At 42.2% G+C, this 22,643-nt stretch carries 19 protein-coding genes; 11 read left to right on the top strand and 8 right to left on the bottom strand.

The window, feature by feature from the left end:
- Positions 1-43: 43 nt before the first annotated feature.
- Positions 44-781 (bottom strand): cytochrome c biogenesis protein CcdA, encoded by a 738-nt coding sequence (locus PN499_RS06900; protein WP_272030947.1) that lies wholly within the window; start codon positions 779-781, stop codon positions 44-46.
- A 409-nt stretch (positions 782-1,190) separates the two neighbouring features.
- Between PN499_RS06900 and PN499_RS06895 the strand changes: the two genes are divergently transcribed.
- The gene (locus PN499_RS06895; RefSeq protein WP_272030946.1) at positions 1,191-1,586 is read left to right on the top strand and encodes a hypothetical protein; all 396 of its coding nucleotides are present in this window, start codon (positions 1,191-1,193) and stop codon (positions 1,584-1,586) included.
- A 55-nt stretch (positions 1,587-1,641) separates the two neighbouring features.
- Here PN499_RS06895 and PN499_RS06890 read toward each other — a convergent pair whose 3' ends face one another.
- Entirely contained in the window at positions 1,642-2,838 is a 1,197-nt protein-coding gene (locus tag PN499_RS06890) for a DUF2330 domain-containing protein (RefSeq protein WP_272030945.1), read from the bottom strand.
- A 177-nt stretch (positions 2,839-3,015) separates the two neighbouring features.
- On the opposite strand from PN499_RS06890, the gene PN499_RS06885 reads away from it, so the two are divergent.
- Complete coding sequence (locus PN499_RS06885; RefSeq protein WP_272030944.1) at positions 3,016-3,903, top strand: hypothetical protein; 888 nt, start codon at positions 3,016-3,018, stop codon at positions 3,901-3,903.
- 195 nt (positions 3,904-4,098) lie between these two features.
- Here PN499_RS06885 and PN499_RS06880 read toward each other — a convergent pair whose 3' ends face one another.
- Positions 4,099-4,533 (bottom strand): SRPBCC domain-containing protein, encoded by a 435-nt coding sequence (locus PN499_RS06880; RefSeq protein ID WP_272030943.1) that lies wholly within the window; start codon positions 4,531-4,533, stop codon positions 4,099-4,101.
- 142 nt (positions 4,534-4,675) lie between these two features.
- Here PN499_RS06880 and PN499_RS06875 point away from each other — a divergent pair, with 142 nt between their 5' ends.
- On the top strand, positions 4,676-6,067 hold the full coding sequence (locus tag PN499_RS06875; protein ID WP_272030942.1) for a malic enzyme-like NAD(P)-binding protein: 1,392 nt from the start codon (positions 4,676-4,678) through the stop codon (positions 6,065-6,067).
- A 186-nt stretch (positions 6,068-6,253) separates the two neighbouring features.
- On the opposite strand, the gene PN499_RS06870 is transcribed toward PN499_RS06875, so the two are convergent.
- The 3 genes from PN499_RS06870 to PN499_RS06860 all read right to left on the bottom strand — a co-directional run bounded on the left by PN499_RS06870 (position 6,254) and on the right by PN499_RS06860 (position 9,737).
- Entirely contained in the window at positions 6,254-6,748 is a 495-nt protein-coding gene (locus PN499_RS06870) for a GNAT family N-acetyltransferase (protein ID WP_272030941.1), read from the bottom strand.
- Between the two features lie 13 nt (positions 6,749-6,761).
- Positions 6,762-7,361, bottom strand: coding sequence for a MiaE family protein (locus PN499_RS06865; protein WP_272030940.1), 600 nt, complete (start codon positions 7,359-7,361; stop codon positions 6,762-6,764).
- 192 nt (positions 7,362-7,553) lie between these two features.
- Positions 7,554-9,737 carry an O-linked N-acetylglucosamine transferase, SPINDLY family protein gene (locus PN499_RS06860; protein ID WP_272030939.1) on the bottom strand — a complete coding sequence of 728 codons (2,184 nt, stop codon included), beginning with the start codon at positions 9,735-9,737 and terminating at the stop codon, positions 7,554-7,556.
- 115 nt (positions 9,738-9,852) lie between these two features.
- Here PN499_RS06860 and PN499_RS06855 point away from each other — a divergent pair, with 115 nt between their 5' ends.
- The 5 genes from PN499_RS06855 (at position 9,853) to PN499_RS06835 (ending at position 15,277) form a co-directional block, all read left to right on the top strand.
- Positions 9,853-10,518 carry a glycoside hydrolase family 108 protein gene (locus PN499_RS06855; RefSeq protein ID WP_272030949.1) on the top strand — a complete coding sequence of 222 codons (666 nt, stop codon included), beginning with the start codon at positions 9,853-9,855 and terminating at the stop codon, positions 10,516-10,518.
- Between the two features lie 41 nt (positions 10,519-10,559).
- Entirely contained in the window at positions 10,560-10,733 is a 174-nt protein-coding gene (locus PN499_RS06850; protein WP_272030938.1) for a hypothetical protein, read from the top strand.
- The gene (locus tag PN499_RS06845; protein WP_272030937.1) at positions 10,723-10,941 is read left to right on the top strand and encodes a TniB family NTP-binding protein; all 219 of its coding nucleotides are present in this window, start codon (positions 10,723-10,725) and stop codon (positions 10,939-10,941) included. The genes PN499_RS06850 and PN499_RS06845 overlap by 11 nt, the downstream gene beginning before the upstream one ends.
- A 192-nt stretch (positions 10,942-11,133) precedes the next feature.
- Positions 11,134-11,301 carry a hypothetical protein gene (locus tag PN499_RS06840; RefSeq protein WP_272030936.1) on the top strand — a complete coding sequence of 56 codons (168 nt, stop codon included), beginning with the start codon at positions 11,134-11,136 and terminating at the stop codon, positions 11,299-11,301.
- Positions 11,302-11,395: 94 nt separating this feature from the next.
- The gene (locus PN499_RS06835) at positions 11,396-15,277 is read left to right on the top strand and encodes an NACHT domain-containing protein (protein WP_272030935.1); all 3,882 of its coding nucleotides are present in this window, start codon (positions 11,396-11,398) and stop codon (positions 15,275-15,277) included.
- A gap of 1,291 nt (positions 15,278-16,568) precedes the next feature.
- On the opposite strand, the gene PN499_RS29645 is transcribed toward PN499_RS06835, so the two are convergent.
- Both PN499_RS29645 and PN499_RS06830 read right to left on the bottom strand, forming a co-directional pair.
- Entirely contained in the window at positions 16,569-16,691 is a 123-nt protein-coding gene (locus PN499_RS29645; RefSeq protein WP_417063866.1) for a hypothetical protein, read from the bottom strand.
- A 1,061-nt stretch (positions 16,692-17,752) separates the two neighbouring features.
- Positions 17,753-18,922 carry a helix-turn-helix transcriptional regulator gene (locus PN499_RS06830; protein ID WP_272030934.1) on the bottom strand — a complete coding sequence of 390 codons (1,170 nt, stop codon included), beginning with the start codon at positions 18,920-18,922 and terminating at the stop codon, positions 17,753-17,755.
- Between the two features lie 247 nt (positions 18,923-19,169).
- Between PN499_RS06830 and PN499_RS06825 the strand changes: the two genes are divergently transcribed.
- The 3 genes from PN499_RS06825 to PN499_RS06815 all read left to right on the top strand — a co-directional run.
- Positions 19,170-20,900 carry a Cas10/Cmr2 second palm domain-containing protein gene (locus PN499_RS06825; protein WP_272030933.1) on the top strand — a complete coding sequence of 577 codons (1,731 nt, stop codon included), beginning with the start codon at positions 19,170-19,172 and terminating at the stop codon, positions 20,898-20,900.
- A complete protein-coding gene (locus PN499_RS06820; protein ID WP_272030932.1) occupies positions 20,879-22,006 on the top strand; it encodes a type III-B CRISPR module-associated Cmr3 family protein in 1,128 nt (375 codons plus the stop codon). The genes PN499_RS06825 and PN499_RS06820 overlap by 22 nt, the downstream gene beginning before the upstream one ends.
- Positions 22,006-22,643, top strand: a 638-nt coding sequence (locus PN499_RS06815) for an RAMP superfamily CRISPR-associated protein (protein ID WP_272030931.1), incomplete at its 3' end; no start/stop codon positions are given. The genes PN499_RS06820 and PN499_RS06815, both read left to right, overlap by 1 nt.

Genomic DNA, 22,643 nt, shown 5'->3' with positions numbered 1-22,643 from the left:
TCTTTCCCTAGCCCCTAGCCCCTAGCCCCTAGTCCCTTCTTTATTAAGTAATGGGTGCTAACCGCAATAGCAGAGAGAAAACGCCAAATCCTACTAATAATACTCCGCTAACTGGGGTAATCCAACTAGACCAGCGACGTAACTCTAGCAGCTTTTTAATACTAGCAGTAAAAGTACCTGCTAAGATCAGGGGCATCACATAGCCAGCGGTGTAGGATAGTAGTAAAACTGCGCCTAAAATTGTATCTCCTGTGGTAGAAATCCAGGCTAGTAATGTAGCTAAAACGGGGGTACTACAGGGAGAAGCTACCAAACCGAAGGTTAAGCCTAATAAATACGAGCGTACACCTGCTGGTAAATCTTTAGCAATCCAACCGGCAGCATCAAAGGATGGCAATTGCAATGGTAATGCTTCCAGTAAATTCAGTCCCATTAAGATGGCGAGGATGCTGACGATGATTGGCAAGCCTATCCCGATTTGACCGTAGACTTTCCCAGCAAATGATGCTAAGATACCTAAAGCTGCAAGGGTTGTTGCTAATCCCAAGGAAAACCAAGTAGACTGGGCGGCAGCTTGAATGCGGCTTTTAGCTTCATATCCGCCGATGTAGCCAATGGTAATCGGTAACATGGAAAGCATACAGGGGGTTAAGCTGGTGAGCAATCCTGCAAGAAATATGACTCCGATGCTGACGCTGCTAATATGTGTCAGTTGAGTTTTAACTAAGGCGTTAGCAAATTGTGCTATTTCGTAAAGTTGGGTTTGCAGGGTTTCAATCATCGGACTTGGTTCTGTTCGGGATCTGTATAGGATTGTAACGGATACTAAGTCATTTGATTTTAGATTTTCAATTTGGGATTTGGGATGATGATTGATTCCCAAATCTAAACTCCTTATGCCTTCTTACTGAACCCGCCTTCTAGGTGGTAGATATACTGCTGAGAAGGGGGTGGCAAACAATTATGGTCAAGTTGCGTAAATCTTCTGTAAATATAGTTATGAGTGATGCCGATCGCTAATGGTGTTAACCCATATCACACTTAAGAGTTGATCGCAATCGCTCGCTTATCTCATGATTGTCACAATCTGTCAAGACTCCTATCACACAGCACTTTCGAGAAATAAATTACATTAAAAAGTGTTAATATATTTTATAACCTCCAATTAGCCACACTTGAGGAATTCTACGATGTTGTATCAACCTATTTTTGGCGATCGCGCCCTAAGCGAATCCTTATACCGCACCTTAATCAATCGCTTCCACGACTCTTTGAGTCTTTCAGCACAAGTCCTATTAAATGAGTGTATTCTAGGTTTTGCCCCCAGCCCCGATGGAGTCAAAACCTTTTTTATTGTCGCCCCCTCCCTTGGGGTTGCAGAGGAACTAATCGAAGAAATCGATAGCCTTGTGAACCGAGTTGCTACACTCATGGCAGGAGTAGGAATATTAGCAATTTGCCTAAATCCATCTGAAAATCAGGGACAGCAACCCAGGGATACAAAAGACACAGGGAAATTTCCCCCAGAGTATATGGCCTGCAAATTCTTCTCCATCCCTTTTGAATATGAAATGGCTGATGTTTAAATTTTAACGGCTAATCGCTAACTACTATCAATAATAAGTAATTAGCAATTAACTATTATCGCTGATACTTTTCAAACAAAGGTTGTAGTCGAAAAGTGGATAGCGGTTTACCATAGGGTGCTTGTACCTGAGCTTTGTTAGCTTGTGCATCTGCTGCTAAAGCTGCTTTTGGAGTCAAGATATATCGACCCTGATAAGTTCTGGTATCGGCAGTTAAGCGAAATTCCAAATCTCGGTTATAAGTATCCTTGGTATATTGAAGATGCAATCGAGTAATGAAAGCTCGTTCCTGGTTCATCCCCAATTCTTTTAACTCTTGGGCATTTAAAGGTGATGTACTACAAGGATCGCAGGAACCTGTATCCCAAGCATATTCTGTTACTACAGCTTCACGACCAACTGCTTTAATAGTGGTCGTCAGTAAACCTTTATAAAATTCCCCAAATTTGGATTCTATCTCTTCAGGGACGGCAAAGTTACTGGGAATCATTACATTAGTGTAATTCCTGGCTTCAACTCTACCTTTGTCGCTCAGAAAGTAAACAATAATATCTTGAGTGCCTTCGGAGTTAATTTTTCCTAACTGGAACGGTAGCATAATTTGGTTAGAATTTGCTACTGTAAATTGTAATGGCCGCAAGTTTTGAAAGCCGAGTCGTTGCTGTTCTTTAAAATTGATCCGAACGACAAAAAAGTAAAGTTTTTGGTCGATATAGGGTTGGAGATAACGAGCAGCATTATTAGGAAGTCTATACTTATTTTGCCTGAGCCAAGTTTCTAAAGCATTGGACTCAGTTGCACTCAGAATCACAACGTCATACTCCCCGACAGTAAAGCGTTCAACAACTGTTACGGGTGCCCGATCTCTTTTGGTTTCAGCTTCGCTTCTGGGGGCTCCAGCGGGTGCATTCTGTCGGAAATCTTGATATCGAACTAGGCGAGGTGCGGTAAAATCATCTAAGCGTTGAAATAGTTTAGCATCTATGACTTTGACATCTTGCTTTTTCAGGACTATTGGCACTGGCAAAACCAGAGCAAATTCTTTGGGATCTCCTTTGTAGTCAAAGGCTAGACTATAAGTAGTGTCGTTATTTCGATGTGCGATCGCAACTTCAGAACGGTTGTTGAATAGCTGTGCATCGACTTTGGCGACAAAGAAACCGCAGAAAGCTAAAACACTTCTGGCATTCACGGATAGTAAAGCCAGAAGCATGGTTAAACTTAAAGATAAATTTCTTAAACTTTTAGACATTTCTCAATTCTCCTCCCAGACTTATATGAACAACAGCTTACCACACCCAAGCTCACTTTTTGCTTTATTAAGCTTACCCTCAAAGCAGTTGCGATTAAATCTCAACTTATAAATAGAAATAAGAATCTAAAATGTTGCTAATTTAAGCCAACTATTTTACAGAAAAATATTTAGATTATGTTTAAATTATTTACGAAGTTTCTAGCATTTATCATCCAAAATTTGGAAGAATACATCATTGAAAACAGTCCTGTGAATGATGAGATTCTGCGACAGATTTTCGGGATCTATACCTTGATTAATCGCCTCAATTTGACCTTAGATAAATTCGTAGATGTTCTTGAAATCTGGCAAAGAGATTTTTATCATGGTGCTGCGTGGTCAGGTTCCCACTTTTGCATTAGTAACATACATAATTTAATGGTACTAATAAATAACGATATGCGCCATCTGATCGATCTTATTTGCAGTCACAATTCCCCCTCAAATCCCGAACTAAAGAACTTACTAAATTATCAATTTCGCGGCGATCCATACTGCTCAAAAGTCGATGTTTTTGACATCTGGATGCGAATCATTAACCGAAATGCTAACGATCGTTTTTGTGGTTGGATTAGCCACTATAGCGACACCGAAGGCAAAACACTTGATGTTTATGGTAAAACTAATTATTTTCTTCCTTTAGTAGAGCGACGGACACTATTTATCCCGAATTATAGTCTGTTGTTACTAGAAGTAAAAGAGACCTCTAGCCTAGACAAGTTATCTAAAAGTCAATGGGCAAAAAATATTAATATTTATGGTCAAACATTACCTGAATGGCAAGGTTATGCACTGAAATTCTTGCCAGAACTTCCCCAAAATTTTCCGATCGAAATGGAAGGATATACTAGCTTGAAAGATAATCGCTATGCCTTTATGATTGAAGTTCCCAGGCAAGAGGAGATGGTGACAAATATCATTGCATCTATCAAGAAAGATATTGCAGCTTTTCATCAGCCATGCAGGAAATTTAAAGATACTCTCCAGGTAGCTATTCAAGATCGCATTGAGATTATTTTCTGAATCAATCCTAACAGTTTACCTACAATTCTTTAGGTAAAATGTCGCCTAACTTTTTGGAATAATTGGTATTACAAGCTCATCCTAGTTTTTGCCTTCTGCCTTCTGCCTTCTGCCTTCTGCCTTCAGCCTCCTGCCTCCTCCCTCCTACTTCTACAGTTGCATAAGTTGGAGAATTGTTATTAAATTATTCCTACCTTAAACTTGCTCGACATACCGTTTTAACTCCCTTGCCATCCGTTCCATTCCTCGCTGTTCATCCTCTCGAATAAAAGGCAAAAATATACGAGTTAATAACCCCGAAAAATTTTCCCGGTGAGTATATCTCGTCCTACCAATACCAATCTCTTCCAACTCAAACATATTTTCACTGCGAAAGCCAGGAATTACAGACACCCATCCCAAACAGACATCTGGCTGCACCAATGTCACCAAAGGTTGAAATTCTGTCTCTTCCTCCGCATAATTCCGCAATAGCGACAACATTACCTCTTGGCCATGCCTAAACGGCATAGAGGGATCGCGGTCAAATAAAAAACTATTCCATTTATCCCAATTTTTCTTGTCAAACAGCACCCGCCAAACCTTTTGCCTGGAAGCATAAATTTCAATTTCTGTATGGAGACTTGGCATAGCTGCCTCTGCACTATTTTGTGCGACTGGTTACAATCTCAAGTATTTCATTACTCTAGGCTAAGGTTAATTTTAGATTTGGAATTGACAATTCAATCTAAAATCTAAAATTTGAAATCAAAAAATCCCAAATTCAGGCATTATGGTAGCACTAACACCCAACCCCAGCTTTAGTTTAACGATTCGGATTGAACTTCCCAACCGCGCCGGGATGTTGGCTGGCGTGACGCAGGCGATCGCATCTGTAGGCGGTAACTTGGGTCAAATCGACTTAATTGAGCAAAATCGGTACAATTCCATCCGCGAAATTACCGTTGATGCCTTTAGCACGGAACATAATGAGAAAATTGTAGATGCCGTCAAAGCGCTACCAGATATCAAAGTGCTCAATATCTACGATCGCACCTTCAACCTTCATCGCGGCGGCAAAATCACCATTGGCAGCAAAATCCCTCTCAAATCCCAATCGGATCTAGCGATGGCTTACACGCCGGGGGTGGGTCGGATTTGTAATGCGATCGCGCAAGATCCCGAACAAGTTTACAACCTTACCATCAAACAAAATACGGTGGCGATCGTCACTGACGGCAGCGCCGTTTTAGGGTTAGGCAACCTCGGCCCCGCCGCCGCCATGCCAGTCATGGAAGGCAAAGCCATGCTATTTAAAGAATTTGCTGGGATTGACGCATTTCCGATCTGTTTGGCCACCCAAGATACTGACGAAATTATCCGCACAGTCCAGAATATTGCCCCAGTTTTTGGCGGCGTTAACCTCGAAGATATTGCCGCACCTCGCTGCTTTGAAATCGAAGCTAAACTGCGAGAAACTTTAGATATTCCCGTATTTCACGACGACCAACACGGCACGGCAATTGTTAGTTTAGCAGCCTTAATCAACGCCTTAAAAATCGTCAATAAATCAATGGATCAAATTCGGATCGTGATTAACGGTGCCGGTGCTGCCGGAGTCGCGATCGCACGTCTGCTGCGAAAAGCAGGAGCTAAAACAATTGTTATGTGTGACTCTAAAGGCATCCTCTCCAAAAACCGCACTGATTTAAACGCCGAAAAGCTAGAATTTGCTGTGGAAAAATCGGGTTCTTTAGCAGGTGCAATCATCGGTGCTGATGTGTTTTTAGGCGTAAGTGCCCCTGGAGTTCTTACCCCAGAAATGGTACGTTCAATGGCAAAAGATCGGATCGTGTTTGCAATGGCCAATCCTATTCCTGAAATCCAGCCAGAATTCGTCGCTAATGACGTAGCAGTAATGGCAACTGGACGCAGCGATTACCCCAATCAAATTAACAATGTTTTAGCATTTCCTGGTGTATTTCGCGGAGCTTTAGACTGTCGCGCTTCTACTATTACTACGACAATGTATTTAGAAGCTGCTCAGGCGATCGCATCTTTAGTCCTGCCTTCCGACCTTGACAAAGAACACATTATCCCCTCTGTATTTGACAAGCGAGTAGTGAATGCTGTTGCCGGTGCCGTGCAATTAGCAGCACGCAATGAAGGCATTGCTCGTAGCTAACTATAATTTAATTCCGGTTAAATACACCGAAGATCGCCATTTTCAACAACCTGTAGGGGCGGGTTTGCCAATAGCTTAAAAGCGTGCAGACAGGTAAAATAAACCCGCCCCCACCCCGCGAGGGAACTTGTAAAGCAAGTGAGGTACACGCCTAGCCATTAGCAATTAGCAATTAGCAATTAGCAATTAGCCATTCGGTAAAAAATCCCTTTTCACATAAACGCGATCGCACCTTTTCGTCTCCACCCCCGTAGTCGGTTCGTACCCACTACTCTCATACAACTTCACTGCTTCCTTTAGCACGCTAGCCGTTTCAATCCAAATTTCTTTAAAACCACGCTCTGCGATCGCACTCTCCAACTTTCCCAGTAAAAATCTCCCCAACCCGTACCCCCTCGCCTCTGGTAAAAGATACATTTTGCGAATTTCTACAGCATTATTCCCTCTTTTAATCGGATAGTAAGCTGCCGTCCCCACTAACCGCTCCTCTTGTTCAATTACCCAGAATTCTCCACCGACAGCATGATAAAATATTTCCACCTCATAGACATCTCGATCCGCGCCATAGGGTTCGCAAGTCAAGCCGTATTCTGCTAAAATATCCTTAATTAAGTGAAAAGCTGAAGCCCGATCTCGTTGTTCCCAGGTACGAATTAAAAAGTCTTTATATTCGATCTTCACTTGTTTCTTACCTCTAGCTGTGAATTCTTGGTTCCGAGTACAAAGTTGCCAGCATTTCGCTCTCAATAGATGCTAAACTCTCAAGCCTAGCCGTCACAATTTCGATATCAAAATAAGTAGTTGCTAAAACCCAATATACACCGTAGTGACGCGCCTCTGAAGCCATCAAACCCCGATAAAATTTTGCTAATTCTGCATCCTGACAGCAATTTGCTAGCAATCCGAGCCTTTCATGGCTCCGTGCTTCTATTAAACCAGAAACTAGCAAAGAATCCAATAACCTCTCTGGTTCTTCCCTGCGAATTTTAGCTGTTAAACCAGCAGCATAGGGAGGTGCTGACAATTGGCCCAAGGGAATCCCGCGACGCTCTAACCATTGATTTACCTGCTCGAAATGCTCTAATTCTTCGCGGGCGATGGCAGTAAGCATCCGCACTAATTTTGTGTGAGCAGGGTAGCGAAACATTAAATTTAGCGCTACACCCGCCGCTTTGCGTTCGCAGTGGGAATGGTCTAGTAGAATTATATCTAAGTTCGCGATCGCTTGTTCGACCCACTCTTTAGAAGTTGGTTGCTTCAGAAATTTGATAGTTGGTAGTGTGGAATTTAACATTGGTAGTTGTTAATTGTTAATTGTTAACTGTTAACTGTAAGGTGGGCGCTCGCCGATAACTATCTATCACCGTAAGTTACAATTTTTTGGCGGCGAGCGCCCACCCTACCCATCTAGCCGATAACTATCTATAACTATAAGTTACAATTTTTTAGCGGCGAGCGCCCACCCTACGCATCTACGCATCTGTTTCTACTTAGCTTTCGCTAACAATTTTTCAAACACCCTATACATATCTTGAGCAAACTTATTCGGATTCCATAATGGTGCTAAACTTTGCGGTTTCTTCGACTCCCTCAACTGTTCTTTAACTGCGTTTCTTAAATCCAGATTATTACCTAATTTTACACCCCATTCTGTGTACTCTTCCCAACTCCAAGAAACACCTGTCTCCATCTTCAAAGCCTGCATAAATGAATAGCCCATCCTCGATAAAAATTGTTCGCCTACCCGCGTCACCACAGGCAAATTAAACCACAATGCTTCTAAAGTATGAGTCCCACCATTGTAAGGATAAGAATCTAGAAAAACATCAGCTAGTAAATATATTAACCTGTGTTCTTCCTCCGTAGGAACTCGTGGCAAAAATTTGATTCGGTGTTTCCCAATTCCCTCAGCTTCGCAAGCTTGATGATAAGCTGATTGGAATACTTCGATATCGCCTATGGCTTTGTGAATCAAAATACTATTTGGCACTTGTTTGAGAATGGCAACCTGTGCTTTCACCAACTCGCGGTTAAATTTTCTACCGGGAGCAACGCAGAGATAAACTACTTGCTCTAATCCAATTCGATGCGACTTTCTTAAATCAATTGTATCCGCGACTAACCTTTTAAAACCTCCAACAGCCGCAAAGGAATCTGGCATTCTAATTAGTTGTTCTTGGTAATATTTTTCTCTCCCGTCTGGGTGAGTGTGCCAATCGCAAAGGAAGTAATTTGTACTAGATATGTAGGGAGCTTCAAAGCCTAACCAAGAAATACAAACTGGGGCGGGTTTTCGATATAAAATATCGCAGTGAATGGGAACGCTCAGAGAATCTAAATCTACCAGTATATCCACTTGGTCTTGCTGAATTTCCTTGATAATTTCTCCAGCATTAGCAAGTCCATTAGGGAAGGTTTTAGGATAACTTAATTTGGCTACACTCTCAACAAAATTTTGGGTATGATCGTCCTTATCAAGTCTTTCTGTTGCATATAAATAAACATCAGGCGTGAGCTTGCATAATTCACGGATGATGTCAGCACTGCACCAGCCGACGGAATGGCGATTGAAGTGATTCGAGATAAAACCAATTTTCAACTTACTTTCATTGGTTCTCTGCTGAAAACTAGGCTGGGAAATTTGAGGGTGATTTGGCTTGACAACTTGCTCGATATATTGTTTAGAAATTAGGCGATAAAAGTTAGAATTAGCCTCTAAATCATCTCGCAAGTAAGGGGTGCTAAATAAAAGATTGGCATAGAGAGCTTTGATTTCAACATTGCTAAAATTATTGAATTGGTAGAGATAAGACTCTAGCTCTAAAAATCTATCTTTAGCAATTTGATTTAATCCCGATACCTGATAAGTGCTAATATAGTAAATGGCGGTCATTATTTTGTCCATTTCGCCGCACATTTCACTATATTTGCTAACAGCTTGACGGGCTGCTTCTAAATTAGTTGCATCTCGGAGGATGCCGCACAAGTGCTGATGAGCGATGGCAAAATCTGGTTTAATTTCTAAGGCTTTTTGCAGGTAAGGAATTGCTTCCTTTAATTTGCCTTGATATCGGAGAACTATCCCTATTTGACAGTAAGCATCTACCGAGTCAGGTTTAATCGTAATCGCGCGTTTCCAAGCAGCGACAGCTTCGCTAAGTTTGCCTTGATTTGCTAGTTCATCGCCTCGATCTAAGTAAAATTCTACGCCGCCCAGTTGCGGATTAATTTTAATGGCTTTTTGCTCATAAGATTTAGCTTCTTCTACCTTCCCTTGCTGCTTCAAAGCATTACCGAGATTCCAGTAGGCGGCGGCTAAATCTGGTTTGAGGGCGATCGCTTTTTCGTAGTTGACGATCGCTTCGACAAAACGCCTTTGCTTGTAAAGCATACTGCCCAAATTAGCGTAAGCTTCAGCATAGTCGGGATTGAACGCCAGAGCCTCCGCGTAGAAGCGAATCGCCTCTTCAATTTGACCTTGAGCCTGCTGGACATTTCCCATTGTCACATAGGCGGGTGCCCAATCCGGCTTCGCCTCCAGAGCTCGGCGACAAAATGCGATCGCTTCTGTTAACTTCCCCTGAGCGTAATATACTTCCGCAGCTTGAGTCAGCGCTTGAGCATCCTCTGGTTTGGTTTCCTGAGACGGGTTAATAGGATTGGAATTCATCGGGCAGCCTGTTTGTGCTATCAATATTAAAGTCTATGGTATTTTGCACCCTAACAGCTTTTGAGGCGACAACCCAATGATGACAAGGAAACTGTCGCCACTATGCAATGAATTTATGACTGGCAAGCAACTGACACAGCGGAAACGGAAGATTAACCTCAAACCCAATTTGCTCTTGGGTATATTTTTACTCACCTTAGCACTGCCCTTGCCCTTCGCTACCAATAGTCTAGCACAACAGCAGACAGGGCAATATCAGCGACGGATCTTTGATGCTGCTCTGTACTTCACTTTATATTTCGAGGGCGGCTTCAGCAACCATCCGGCGGATAAGGGGGGAAGGACTTACAGAGGTATTTTGCAAACGGAGTACGACGCTTACCGCTACAGTCGGGGACTCCCACCTCTAGATGTAGCCAGGATTTCGGAATCTGAACTTTTAGAAATTTATCAGAGTTATTGGAATAATAGCCGTGCGGCGAGTATGCACCCTGCACTGGCGATCGTGATGTTCGATACGGCGGTGAATTTCGGGATATCTAACTCTGTGACATTTCTACAACAAGCTTTGGGACTTCCGCAGAGTGGCGTTTTTGACGCTCGCACGATGAAAGCTTTAGCTTCTGCTAATAATAAGAATACAGCTTTTCAGATGATCAACGAGCGGATTATTTACCGTTATAAACGGGTGCAAGAAGATCCGAGTCAAATGGCGTTTTTTCGGGGATGGCTGAGTCGCGATTACAGTTTGTGGGGGTATGTGGAGAAGATTAAGAATTAGAGTTGGTGTTGGGTTGGGTTAGGCTGTGACTTGCCTAAATCTTGACTAATTTTTATAGAGTGCGATCGCTTCCTGAATGCGATCGCCCTTTCCCGATCAAACTCTACCAGTTGAAGCGATATCTACCCAATTTGGAAGGAAAGCGACAGTCTCGGCAGTCGGGGCGAGTTGTGGGCGAGTCGAGGACGGGCAAAACTATGGGGGGTGATTCTTGAGCTTTTGAAGTATCAAGTGGTGAAGGGAATGATCGCCGAGATTCGCGATCGCACCATGCGGGTGATCAAGGGGTGCGGCGTGGAAATGCTGATTATTGATGAGGCAGAACGGTTTAAACCTAAGACCTTTGCTGAGGTGCGGGATATTTTTGATAAGTTGGAAATGCTGGTGATTTTGGGGAAGCGATCGCTTAGATGCCGTGATTAAGCAGGATGAGCAAGTTTATAATCGCTTTCGGTCAAGTCATCGGTTTGGTAAGTTATCGGGGGAGGAGTTTAAGCGGACGGTGGAGGTTTAGGAAAAGAAGGTTTTGCAGTTGTTACCTGTGGCTTCTAATCTTTTTAGTAAGGCGATGCTGAAGGCTTTGGGGGAGGCGACTGGGTGTTTCGGGTGTAACCGTTGGAGGGTGAGAGTTTAAGTCATTTTTTGGGGCGGTTTCGACGGGCCAATGAGTTAACGCTGACTGAGTTGGGTAAGATGCTGGGATTGGGAGGTGCGATCGCGCGTTGGGCGTGTTATGCAGAGTCGCCTTGTCACAAGATAGAGTGGCAGTGTAAGATACATTAACAGAAGCAGCCTCAGTTATGTGAAGGCTTATCTCTAAATCTCTGGAAAAAGAGGTTTTGTCTGTTTGCACAACAAGTCCTATTGAGGAAAACAGATGGATTATCCCTTTGAAAATCTAGATCCAGAAACGTTTCAACAGTTCTGCCAAGCATTACTAGCTAAAGAGTTTTCTAATCTCCAATGTTTTCCAGTTGCACAGCCAGACGGTGGGAGAGATGCACTGAGTTATTTCAGTGACGATGAAGAGCGCAGTTTCATAATGTACCAAGTTAAATTTGTAAGGCAACCCCAAGCAGAGACTGATCCTCACAAATGGCTGACAGAAACTTTAAAGGGTGAAAAGGGTGAAGCAGCAAAACTCAAAAAACAAATTCCAAAAGGTGCAAAGCAGTATATCTTACTTACCAACATCAAAGGAACTGCACACCCTGATTCAGGCTCAATTGATCAAGTAAATCAAATATTTAAAACTGAACTTGGTGTTCCAGCACAGTGTTGGTGGCGAGACGATTTAAGTCGTCGGTTAGATAATGCCTGGGATCTCAAGTGGGTATACCCTGCGTTGATGACTGGTTCAGATTTAATTAGGTCTGTAATTGAGGTGGGACTATCAGAAAATAAGGAGAGAAGAGCTTCAGCAATTCGAGCTTATGTTACACATCAATTTGATATAGATCAAAAAGTTAAATTTAAGCAAGTTGAGCTTGACAACCGACTTTTTGATCTATTTATAGATGTTCCAGTTCTATCACCAAATAGCGCACCTACTAAAAAGCTCGCTTATTTTTATCAAACCATTCATCGGTATATTGCTCGTGATATTTTACAATGTCGTCAGGCTAATACAAAACTTATTGTTTCTGGAGATATATCTTTACCACTTGACACAGGTCTTGATTTTTATACGGGTAGAGACGAGCAACTTATTGTAGGCTCAGCAGCTATGTTGCTTCATCCAGTTGTCCAGAAAAATATCCCGTATGTAGTAATTGAAGGTGCACCTGGACAAGGAAAGTCTACGATAACCCAGTACATTTGTCAGGTACACCGTATGCAAATTCTTGGTAAGGAGCAGGTAGAGCAACTTATTCCAGAACAGTATAGGGAAAATGAAGCCTTTGACAAATTGCCAAAAGAACATAAATCTTCAGCGGTTCGTTTACCATTTAGAGTTGATCTTCGAGATTTAGCCGCATGGCTTGCAAAACAAAATCCCTTTTCGCCTGATAAATATGATGAACCACATCCAAAATGGCATAAATCTCTAGAATCTTTTCTTGCTGCTCAGGTAGAAAATGATTCGGGGGGTTTTGAGTTTGAAGTAGCTGATTTGCACGCTGTAGCAAAACTAAGTTCTGTTCTCCTTGTTTTTGATGGACTTGATGAGGTTGCTGACATAGAAAATAGAAGGGAAGTAGTACAAGAGATTGTTAAAGGGATTAATCGTCTTAATTCCAATGCTGCATCCCTCCAAGTTATAGTAACTAGCCGTCCAGCAGCATTTGCAAATTCACCAGTTTTTCCAGAAGATAAATTTCTTCACTACCATCTAGGTCCAGTTACTCGTCCTCTAATTGATGAATATGCTCAAAAGTGGATGAATGCTAGAAAGCTAGATAATCAGCAGATCAGAGATGTAAAAAAAGTTCTTCAGGAGAAGCTAGACCAGCCTCATTTGCGAGATCTAGCTAGAAATCCGATGCAGTTAACAATACTATTTAGCCTCATCCGTAGAAAAACAGCCTCCTTGCCTGATAAACGTACTGCACTTTACGATAGCTATATAGAACTCTACTTTGATCGGGAGGCAGAAAAGAATGCTGTAGTCAGCAATCATCGAGATTTACTGATTGATATCAATAGGTACCTAGCATGGATTCTCCATGTAGAAGCTGAAGAAGAGAACGGTAGTGGTCGTATCACCCAGGAAAGATTTCGCACTTTGCTAGCAGATTATCTTACTAATGAAGGTTATCAAGAATCTTTGGTGGATAATTTATTGGTTTGCATGGTTGAGCGTGTGGGTGCCTTAGTATCTCGTGTAGAAGGTACTTACGAGTTTGAGGTTCAACCTCTTCGGGAGTATTTTGCTGCAAAGCACCTCTACGTTACTGCTCCACCATCTCCACCTGGAAATGAAAAGCCAGGAACAAAACCAGATCGTTTTGATGCAATAGCACGTGATTTTTATTGGCTAAATGTTACAAGGTTTTATGCTGGATGCTACAGCAAAGGAGAACTTGCAGATTTAATTGACCGCTTGGAAGAACTTATTGCACAAGAGGGATATTCCCTTATCAGCTATCCAAGGCTCTTGGCAGCTATGTTACTTTCAGACTGGGTTTTCAACCAACATCCCAAGTCTGTCCGTCGAGTTATAGAACTAATTCTGGACGCTATAGGATTGCGATACTTGTTGACTTCTAATAGTCGCCGACTTAGTTCAGGCAATCCACTGGTACTACCAAAAGATTGTGGTCAAAATGAACTTATAACTCGCTGTTTTGCCATACTAGGAGATTCTCCTCCGAAGGATTATGCTTTAGATGTAATTGATTTAGTTAAGGCAAATGCGTCTCGTGATGAAGTTGACAAATTATGGCTTGGAGCTGTTCTTGCCCAAAAGAATGGCGAACGCACACGCTGGCTTGAATATGGACTTTACTTCGGCAGTTTATCAAAGCTATCAATAACTGAGCTAAGCACAGTCCTCTCTGATGAAATTAGTAACCCACTACGCATTGAAATTATTTTCAAATCACGACGATTTGATTACTTAGAAATGACCGAAGAAACTTTCAAAATCGCTGTGGAATCAATTTTAATAGGAGACGTTATAACTGATAATCAACCGCATCCCAAATCTATCTTAGAGTTATTCATTCGTGCTATGGACGTAAGGCGATATGCTCTAGCTTTGAGAGCTGCTTATCCAGTATCTTTGTCTCAGATATGGGAGCAGGATGAGATTTATACAGGCAACAGAGTGGTATCTGTTAGTTCTCTCACGAGGGAACAAATTACAATCACACCAACTTTTGCTTTAAGGGATAATTTGTATAAAATTCTAGATGCTGTAGATAAAGAATCACAGCACACTGCTTTTGAGTGGGCAACTGAAATAAAACCTTGGGATAATTTAGTTGAGAAAGCTCGTTCTTTATATGGGGAGCAGTGGGCTTTTTTTCGTCTTGCTAATATTGCTAGTGGAATCAAGTCTCAAAGTGAAACTTGCACAGATTTTCCGGTCTTATTTGACCATTCTGTATCACTCTGTAGACGCGCACGTTATGCCAGACTTAGATCGGGTACGGTATCCTATTGGGAAAAGTTATTTAAGCAAACAGACGATGTAATGGACAGGATGTTTGCTGTTTTGCTTTTAATAACTTGGGGTAGTAAGAAAACCGTAGAACGACTTACTGGCTTGATTGATAGCTTCCTAGAAAAATTATCTAGTGATAATTGGCGATATTTATATAGCTCTGTAGAAGAGTCTGTTTCATGGACACAATCAAGCCATCGTTTTATTACATTTGATGTTAACTTGCTGCCAGAATCATTGAATGCTAGAACAGTAACCTTGCTAGGCATTCGCTCAAAAAATCCAAAAGACCTATATTCAAAGTATCTTAATGGATATAATATATCTGACCTTAAAGTGCTGCAATATTGGCAAGGTGTAGCAATTGAATTACTGGGTGAATGTAAAATAAGTTGGGAGTCGGCTCTTGATGTAATCTCACAAAGCTATCTCAAGGGTGTAGTATCGGAGCGCTTTGCTTTTCATAAATTTATCCGTACAGTACCCGCAGATTCTATGCCTGATGATATTGCGAAACAGATTGCGAGACAACCAGATCGCTATCCTGGATTTTTGGTAGCCGCTGCTGAAGCTAAATGTAAAGATATTGTTGCCTCGAAAATAGTTAAGGTAGGAGAAATTGCACGCAGGGATAAATGGTTCTCTACTTAATTGATTAAAAGTGTGGGAGGTTATGTAGTGACCTAGCATCTATGAGAACTACTTAACTTCTGTTAAATTTTTAACCCTACAGGAATTAGAGACTGAGATCAAAAAAGATGTGATCGCACTCTCCAAATCAAACTCTACCATTTGGCGCGATCGCACTCTACCCCTTCACTTTCTCACGCAACTGCCCATAAATCACATCTAACTAAATCGGCACAATAACATCCTCTATCAGTGACAAATAATTTGTTACTGTAAACATATAAAGGCGGCACCCAGATTTGAACTGGGGGTGGAGGTTTTGCAGACCCAACAAGAACAATTGCTCGATGAGGAGTCTAGGCTTTGAGCCTAACTTCTTGCCTAATAATTGCCTAATTCTCATCCAAATTTTCCAAAATTTTGGACTCAACTAATGTGATCCACACAGAAATCCCCATCCGGTAGATATAAACGCTTCACGGGACTTAAACAAATTTCAAGCCCAAACAAGGCAACTCCTGAGAATGGCCCCAGATATTGCCAGATTTGCTTCCAGAAACGATCTTGCGTCAAGATGCGCTACATCGTTGATCAACGGCTGGCTTGAGCGTAATTGTCACATTAACCTATTTTGGGAGCATTGAGAATAGAATCCACCAATTCTGCCCTTAGTCCTTGTCGCTGGGCTCGATCGCATTCCAGACTTTTACCTCAGCGATCGCGCGATCGCCAATTTCTGCGGTGTAAGCGATGCTGATACTGTTGGCGAAATATTTCTTAACATTACCTCCACAACAGAGGTCAACCTGGCCGCTCTCCGTCGCGACTAGCTCTAGGCCCAGTTCTCTAAGGATTACGCTATTTTGCCCCTAACAAGGGGCTTTTTTTTGTGCTTATTAATTGTTGGCAACTAAGTTTGTTGCACAAGCTTGAGTTTTAAAAAGGTGTCTTTGGAGTTTTTCAAAGGTTGAAGAGTTAGAGCTTTTTTCGCTACGGACGGCTCTGATTTTTTAATTTTTATTTGCGGAGCGGAGTCGAGTGGAAGTCGAAGCCTTTTCGATTTCCGCATTAATAGAAGACTTCGACTAAGTTTGTCTTAACTACCTATTTCTAGGTAATGACAAACCAATTTGCCGTAACCCTTCGGCTGGGGGAATGCCTTTACTGCTAGAGTGTCAGGCTGGGGACAGCTATTCTATGCGGTAGAGGTGCCCCCCAAAGTTAGATTACTCGAAATCTACTCTTTGGTCAAGAGTTATTTAGAGTTTCCCTCCAACTCTCACATTAATAGAAAACTTCCACTAATTTTGTCTTAGCGTTTCCATTCAATTAGTTTTCCCAACAAGTGGGAAAGTTCGCAGCGCCCGATCCGAACGTGCAGGAAGTCGTGTTTCCATTCAATTAGTTTTCCCAACGAGTGGGAAAGTATCGACATAGCTGATTTTCTTGACCCCAAATACAAGTTTCCATTCAACTAGTTTTCCCAACGAGTGGAAAAGTTTTTAAAGTTGGTGATCGCATAAAAATCAGCGAAGCCAGGTTTCCATTCAATTAGTTTTCCCAACGAGTGGGAAAGTCGGGATAGATTTTCAGGGTGGAGAAATCCTCAAAAGGGGTTTCCATTCAATTAGTTTTCCCAACGAGTGGGAAAGTACTCAACCACCAATCAACACGAATATCAACTTTAATCGTTTCCATTCAATTAGTTTTCCCAACGAGTGGGAAAGAGCGCCGCCTGGAGTTCAGACTAGGCTTAGCTTCCAGAGGCACTTTTCGTGAACCTCAAATTTACCTTCATTTTAGCCGCTCTTATTGCAATTAATTAGCAATAAATAAGCGATTTCAAGCGTGGAAATTATTGATTTTTCAAGGTTCTAGCGTTTTTCGTGAACCTCCCGAAGAAATAGCTCTCGCTTAGGTTCACGAAAACATTATAACCACCATCAACAAATCTTGTCTTGGTTAGCTAAGTGTTTTTTTGAAACTCAGCGCTGAAGTAACTGAGATTTTGGGGAACAGACCAAAATATTTAAGCTGCGTAGGTTGAGCGATCGCTGATATCTCGTTAAGTTGAGAATCAGTCAAAGCCTTGCAAAATAAGCTTTCTAATGCTTAATGGAGTTGGTTTAATACTGAATCGACACACCTAAAACGATTCCTGAAAGGCTGATTGTTTAGTTAACGTGCGTCGATGCCTTACTAGGACTGGCTTTAAGGCTCGTTATTTTGCAAGTTTTGTTAGTTCTGTTATGATGAAAAACTAGGTGCGTCGATTTGATGTCTGAATCCCTTTGTGGATATAGGCTCTGCGGCGAACTCTCCCCACTCGCTGGGGAAACTAATTGAATGGAAACGTCCCAAGTCCTAACTCGACCATTCGAGCACGGGCTTGCTCCCCACTCGCTGGGGAAACTAATTGAATGGAAACGAGAAAGGTATGAGATCGATCGCCTGAAAAGCCTTCTCGTTTTTTATTCCTTTGTGAGGTAAATTCTGTTACAAATACCTAGCCGCAGCAGCATTCATTGCGTCTCGGTGTTGCTCCACCAAACTAGGGGGCGAAAGCACTTGAGCATGATTTGCGTGTTTAAACACCCACAAAATAAACTCTTTCAGGGCTCTGGGTGGTAACATCACCTCATAGTCTACATAAGCAAAATCACCCGTTACTGCATCCTTTTTACCTGGACGGATTTTTTGGCGGGGATGGCGGCGATCGCCCTCCAAAATAAACGCCATCACGGGGCCAAAAAATCGCACTTTCACAGTTTCAAAAGACAAATTTCCCTGTAATTCTGCCTGCTGTTCCTCCACCTCACCCAAATACAAACCCCAACCATTTTCTAATAATTTATGCGTCCTTTGCAGGCTTTGTTCTTGGGCAGCCAAACCCCGCACGGGCAGAGAAATAAATTGACAATAATCCGAAAATCTATTCACTTGACTGATGGCGAATAGCCCATTTTCGCAATATTCATAAACCAAGTACCAGGCGCGATCGTAATAAATCAACTGCAACGGCCAAACTCGCATCATCCCGACCCGTTTTCTACCGTAAGGGTCACTATTGCGGCACACTTCAATTGCTTGTCCCCGGACAATCGCCTGTTCCACAACATCCAACTGATGAAACAGGGTATTGCGATATTCTCCCTGTTCGGCCATCTCATCAGGGTCAGTATAAACGAGCGCCCGGTTAAGATGTTGCCTGACAGGATAGAAAAACTCGCCTTTGAGTTTCAAATCAAACCCCCGCAACCGTTTAGCCACAGTAGCGTAAATCCGTCGCGCCTGGGGATTACCTTGATACTTAGCCTGCGACCCTAAAGCGTGAAAAGCTAACTGCAATTCTTCCCGGTTGAGGGCTCCCGTACCCAAATAATAGCCCCAGCGGTACATCCGCTTATCCAAAATCCCGTAGTGGCGTAAAGTTTCCATATCCTTACGTATCGTCGGAATAGCGGGATAACCTTCGGGAAACTCAATTCCCATCGCCGCCGCGACTTCCCGTAACCGCTGTTGGACAGGTTGTAAAGCATTGCCATTAACTGATTCAGAATCTGAGTAACCAACACCGGGATACTGTACCAGGGTGGAGATTAGGAGTAAGAGGCGATCCAATGCGAGCTTTTCTGTATAGGGGTGGGGAGTGACTTTTTTGGTCATGTTCGCTTAAGGGAAATGACAGGAGTTGTCAAGTTAAAGACAATATTTGCACAATTGGCGTAAGATTACTGAGAGTTAATCTATACATACGTTTAGAGTTCGTTACATAATTCGATAAATATTGTGAATTGAGAGACTAGGGGGAGGTTGTGCTGATACAGTGATAGGACAAGGCACAGGCAGTGAGAAATCTTGAAGGCTACCGCTTGGGCCCAAATAAATTGAGCTTCTATCACAACTAAATTTTATGTCTGAATATACAGCTATCAGCTTTGCACCAGTTCAAGGGTTCATTGAGAAATCTCGCAAACTGAGAGATTTATTTGGGGCTTCCTTGATTCTTTCCTATTTGAGTTTTAAGTTGGTACAGAAAGCAGAGTCTTTGGAACTAGAGGTGATTTCCCCTGGTTGCGCGAACATCCAGAAAGGAATGCCCAATCGGATTTTAATTAAGGGGAAATTTGAGCGCAATGATGTGCAAAATACCCTATTAGGAGAATGGCAAAAAATCCTCACCATTTGTCGCGAATGGATAGAAGATAACTTAGGTATTCCCAAATGCCAATATTGCTGGTCGCAGACAGAAGACCAAAAAGGAAAACAAAAAGGAGAATGGGAACGTTGGGGAAGCTATACCTGGGAAATTTTTTGGGGATATGGTGAGTCTGTAGAAAAAGCAATGGATGACTTGGAAACCCGCAAGTTAAAACGTGATTGGGTGGGTGTTAATTGGAGCGGTGAAAGTTCTAGTTTGACTGGAACTGATGCGATCGCATGGCATCAATTAGGTAAAAAAGATAATCAACCAGGGCGATCGCTTACCCAAGCAGAGAAAGAGGAACTTGAACTATTTTATCGCCGATTATCTTGGCTGCTGGATAATCCAGATTATCGGGTCGGCAAACCGTGTTTATCGCTGGCACAGTTGAGACAATATGAGAATGATAAACCTGATGACTTTGGGAAATATATTGCACCGAATGAGCAACTGAGTATTCCTGAATTGGTGAAGCGTTTAGTCACTTATGACAAAATCGCTGATGACATCGGGATGGAAAAACTCAAAAAGAAAAAAGATGACCCTGAGTTCAAAGATATTTACCGTGAGGCTGGATATTGGACTGGCTGGTTTATGGGCGATGGCGACAAGGTTGGAGATAAGCTGCAAGACCTTGCCAGTCGTCATCAGGATAACCCAGAACAGCGCGATCGCGATCTAAAGTTATTTACCGAGTTAATGAGGAAATGGGGCAAGAATTTTGAGGAGAAAAAAGATTTATTTACTCAAGGGAAAGGGCGCGTTATTTATGCTGGTGGCGATGACTTTTTAGGAGTGCTTTACAGTGAGGAAAACAATGCAAACGAAAAGCCTAAGAAAATTAAACCTATCCAGATATTGAATTGGTTATTAGATTTAAAAGACCAGTGGAAAGACCTGACAAAAACCATTGAAGATGAGCTTAATCTGAAGAACGATCGGCGTTTGACCTTTAGTGTCGGTTTTATTTGGGCTGGTCATCAAGTTCCCCAACGAGACGTTTTACAACACTGTCGGGAGGCGGAAAAAAGAGCAAAGAGTTTAGGGCGCGATCGCATTACAATTCGGGTAGTTTTTAATAGCGGTCAATTCGTGCAATGGACTTGCCCTTGGGATTATCTAGATATTCTGACTAAGTATCGCGATCGCGATGGTAATACAGGGGAGCAAGCCAACTGGACTCATATTTACAACGATTGGGCGCAATTGAAATCCCGTCATGCAATCCGCCTCAAAGAAAAAGAAAATGAAGGTCTTTCTGTTCAAAAAACAATTGCCCTTGCCCTATTTGACCTGTATTTCAACGATGCTGGAAAAACTTTTACACAAGACCGTCTGTGGGATGATATTGCAGGCAAAAACACCAGCGACACAATCCTGAATTGGCTTAATGACCTTATACAAGTGGGGTGGCAATTATGTCGCAATTCCAATATTTAATTACTGTTTCCCCCTTGGGATTTATGTATGGCAGTGCAGGAGCATTTTTGTCTCCAGAGAATTTAGTAGGGCGATCGGGTAGTAAGTTTCCACCAGATACCGCCGCCATCGCCGGATTGTTTTTCAATGCTAATCGGGAATCTCAATTTGTCGATCGTAAAATTCTGCGCGATAAATTAGTAGTTGCTGGCCCTTTTTGGGCAAAAGAAGATAAACCTAAACAGTTCTATATACCGATTCCTTGGCATAAAGTCATTTCAGAAGAAGAGGATGATGAATGGGTTTTAGTGAAAAAACCTAAGAAACAAGAGACAGTAGAATCCAATGATGAAAAATGGTGCTTGGGTCAACATCAATGGCATCGTCAGAATAAAGACTTAAAACCAGAGTATAGTTGGCAGTTAATTGATAACTGGAATTTGCCTGCAAATGAACTGCGAGAAAACCGGGAAGAACATCAAGCGATCGCCAAAGCACCTTGGGATTTTGTCTCATTTCTGCATCCCAAAATCAAGAACGAGGAGCGGCACGTTGTTGAAAAAGATGGACTATTTTTAGAAAATGCCGTGCAATTGAATCAAGAATACTGCCTCGTCTATCTTTCTAACTATGAGCTTCCTAATGGATGGTATCGTTTTGGAGGTGAAGGACATCTAGTAGAGATTCAAAGTCACGCACTTCCAGAAAATCACAAAATTAATCGACTACTAAGCCAAAAAATTCAGCACGCTTTTGCTCTAATTGTACCGGGAGTTTGGGGGTCAAATAAACTTTCTTACCGTTATCCTTACCATCCAGATTTTCCCCGAAAAGGACTCAAAATTTTGACAGATAAAGCAGTACCTTACCGCTATCGTCTCGGTTCCAAGAAAAAAGAGGGAGAGGTAGAAATACTACATGAGTCCGATGACCCCAAAAAAGAGCAAAAAGGAAGGTTAAGTCGGGGACGCTACGCAGTTCCGGCAGGCAGCGTTTACGTTTTTAAGCATCCCCTAAATTTAACCTGGTGGGATTTTCCCGATGAATGGTTCCCAAAAGAGGGATTTCCCCTCAAACATTTGGGATGTGGCTTATGTTTGCCAATTGATATTCAAGGAGTTGAATAATGTACAAAAAAGCTTACGGTATTATTGAAACTCTAGCTCCTTTGCACGTCGGTGCAACAGCAGGAGAAGAAACAGGTAATCTCAACCTGATTTTCCGCGATCAATTTACACAGACAGGAATCATACCTGGCAGTTCTATTCGGGGACGATTTCGGGCAGATTTAAGAGATAGAGAACCAGGTGAAGAACAAACATGGTATGGACATGAAGCTGTTGATGGTCGTTCTGATGGCGGGACAACCGAAGCAATTGTAAAGTTTGAATATGCTTCACTGGTTTGGTTTCCTGTTTTCTGTCCTGGTCAGCCTGTGGTTTGGGTAAGTTGTCCTTTACTTTTGAAGCGGTTTAAACGCATTGCAGGCGTGACAGCAGATATCCCAGAACCTTACACGGCACAGAAAGGTTTACAGGGTCGGCAGATGGAAGACCGAGGCAAAATTCTCTTTTTCAATTTAGGTTTTCTCGAAATTGAGCATGAGGAGGATTTATCAGCCTGGATTCCCACTGGGACAGATTTAGGTGCTAATAAATTAGTCGTGGTTCACGATAACGATATTGCCATGCTGCACGATATGGCACTGTATCGCCAGAGTCGTGTCAAATTGGGATCGAAAGAAAAACCTAGCGAGAAAAAAGT

This window comes from Kamptonema animale CS-326 (assembly GCF_028330895.1).
GTDB classification, from domain to species: domain Bacteria; phylum Cyanobacteriota; class Cyanobacteriia; order Cyanobacteriales; family Microcoleaceae; genus Kamptonema; species Kamptonema formosum.
The sequence above is the reverse complement of the archived record's forward strand: the minus strand, read 5'-3'. Positions and strand labels throughout refer to the sequence as shown.

Coding starts and splice junctions, on each gene's coding strand:
- PN499_RS06880 (WP_272030943.1), bottom strand. CDS start 4,533: ATGCCAAGTCTCCATACAGAAATTGAAATTTATGCTTCCAGGCAAAAG.
- PN499_RS06895 (WP_272030946.1), top strand. CDS start 1,191: ATGTTGTATCAACCTATTTTTGGCGATCGCGCCCTAAGCGAATCCTTA.
- PN499_RS06865 (WP_272030940.1), bottom strand. CDS start 7,361: ATGTTAAATTCCACACTACCAACTATCAAATTTCTGAAGCAACCAACT.
- PN499_RS06820 (WP_272030932.1), top strand. CDS start 20,879: ATGTCGCAATTCCAATATTTAATTACTGTTTCCCCCTTGGGATTTATG.
- PN499_RS06835 (WP_272030935.1), top strand. CDS start 11,396: ATGGATTATCCCTTTGAAAATCTAGATCCAGAAACGTTTCAACAGTTC.
- PN499_RS06825 (WP_272030933.1), top strand. CDS start 19,170: ATGTCTGAATATACAGCTATCAGCTTTGCACCAGTTCAAGGGTTCATT.
- PN499_RS06900 (WP_272030947.1), bottom strand. CDS start 781: ATGATTGAAACCCTGCAAACCCAACTTTACGAAATAGCACAATTTGCT.
- PN499_RS06890 (WP_272030945.1), bottom strand. CDS start 2,838: ATGTCTAAAAGTTTAAGAAATTTATCTTTAAGTTTAACCATGCTTCTG.
- PN499_RS06875 (WP_272030942.1), top strand. CDS start 4,676: ATGGTAGCACTAACACCCAACCCCAGCTTTAGTTTAACGATTCGGATT.
- PN499_RS06860 (WP_272030939.1), bottom strand. CDS start 9,737: ATGAATTCCAATCCTATTAACCCGTCTCAGGAAACCAAACCAGAGGAT.
- PN499_RS29645 (WP_417063866.1), bottom strand. CDS start 16,691: ATGTCGATACTTTCCCACTCGTTGGGAAAACTAATTGAATGGAAACAC.
- PN499_RS06885 (WP_272030944.1), top strand. CDS start 3,016: ATGTTTAAATTATTTACGAAGTTTCTAGCATTTATCATCCAAAATTTG.
- PN499_RS06830 (WP_272030934.1), bottom strand. CDS start 18,922: ATGACCAAAAAAGTCACTCCCCACCCCTATACAGAAAAGCTCGCATTG.
- PN499_RS06855 (WP_272030949.1), top strand. CDS start 9,853: ATGACTGGCAAGCAACTGACACAGCGGAAACGGAAGATTAACCTCAAA.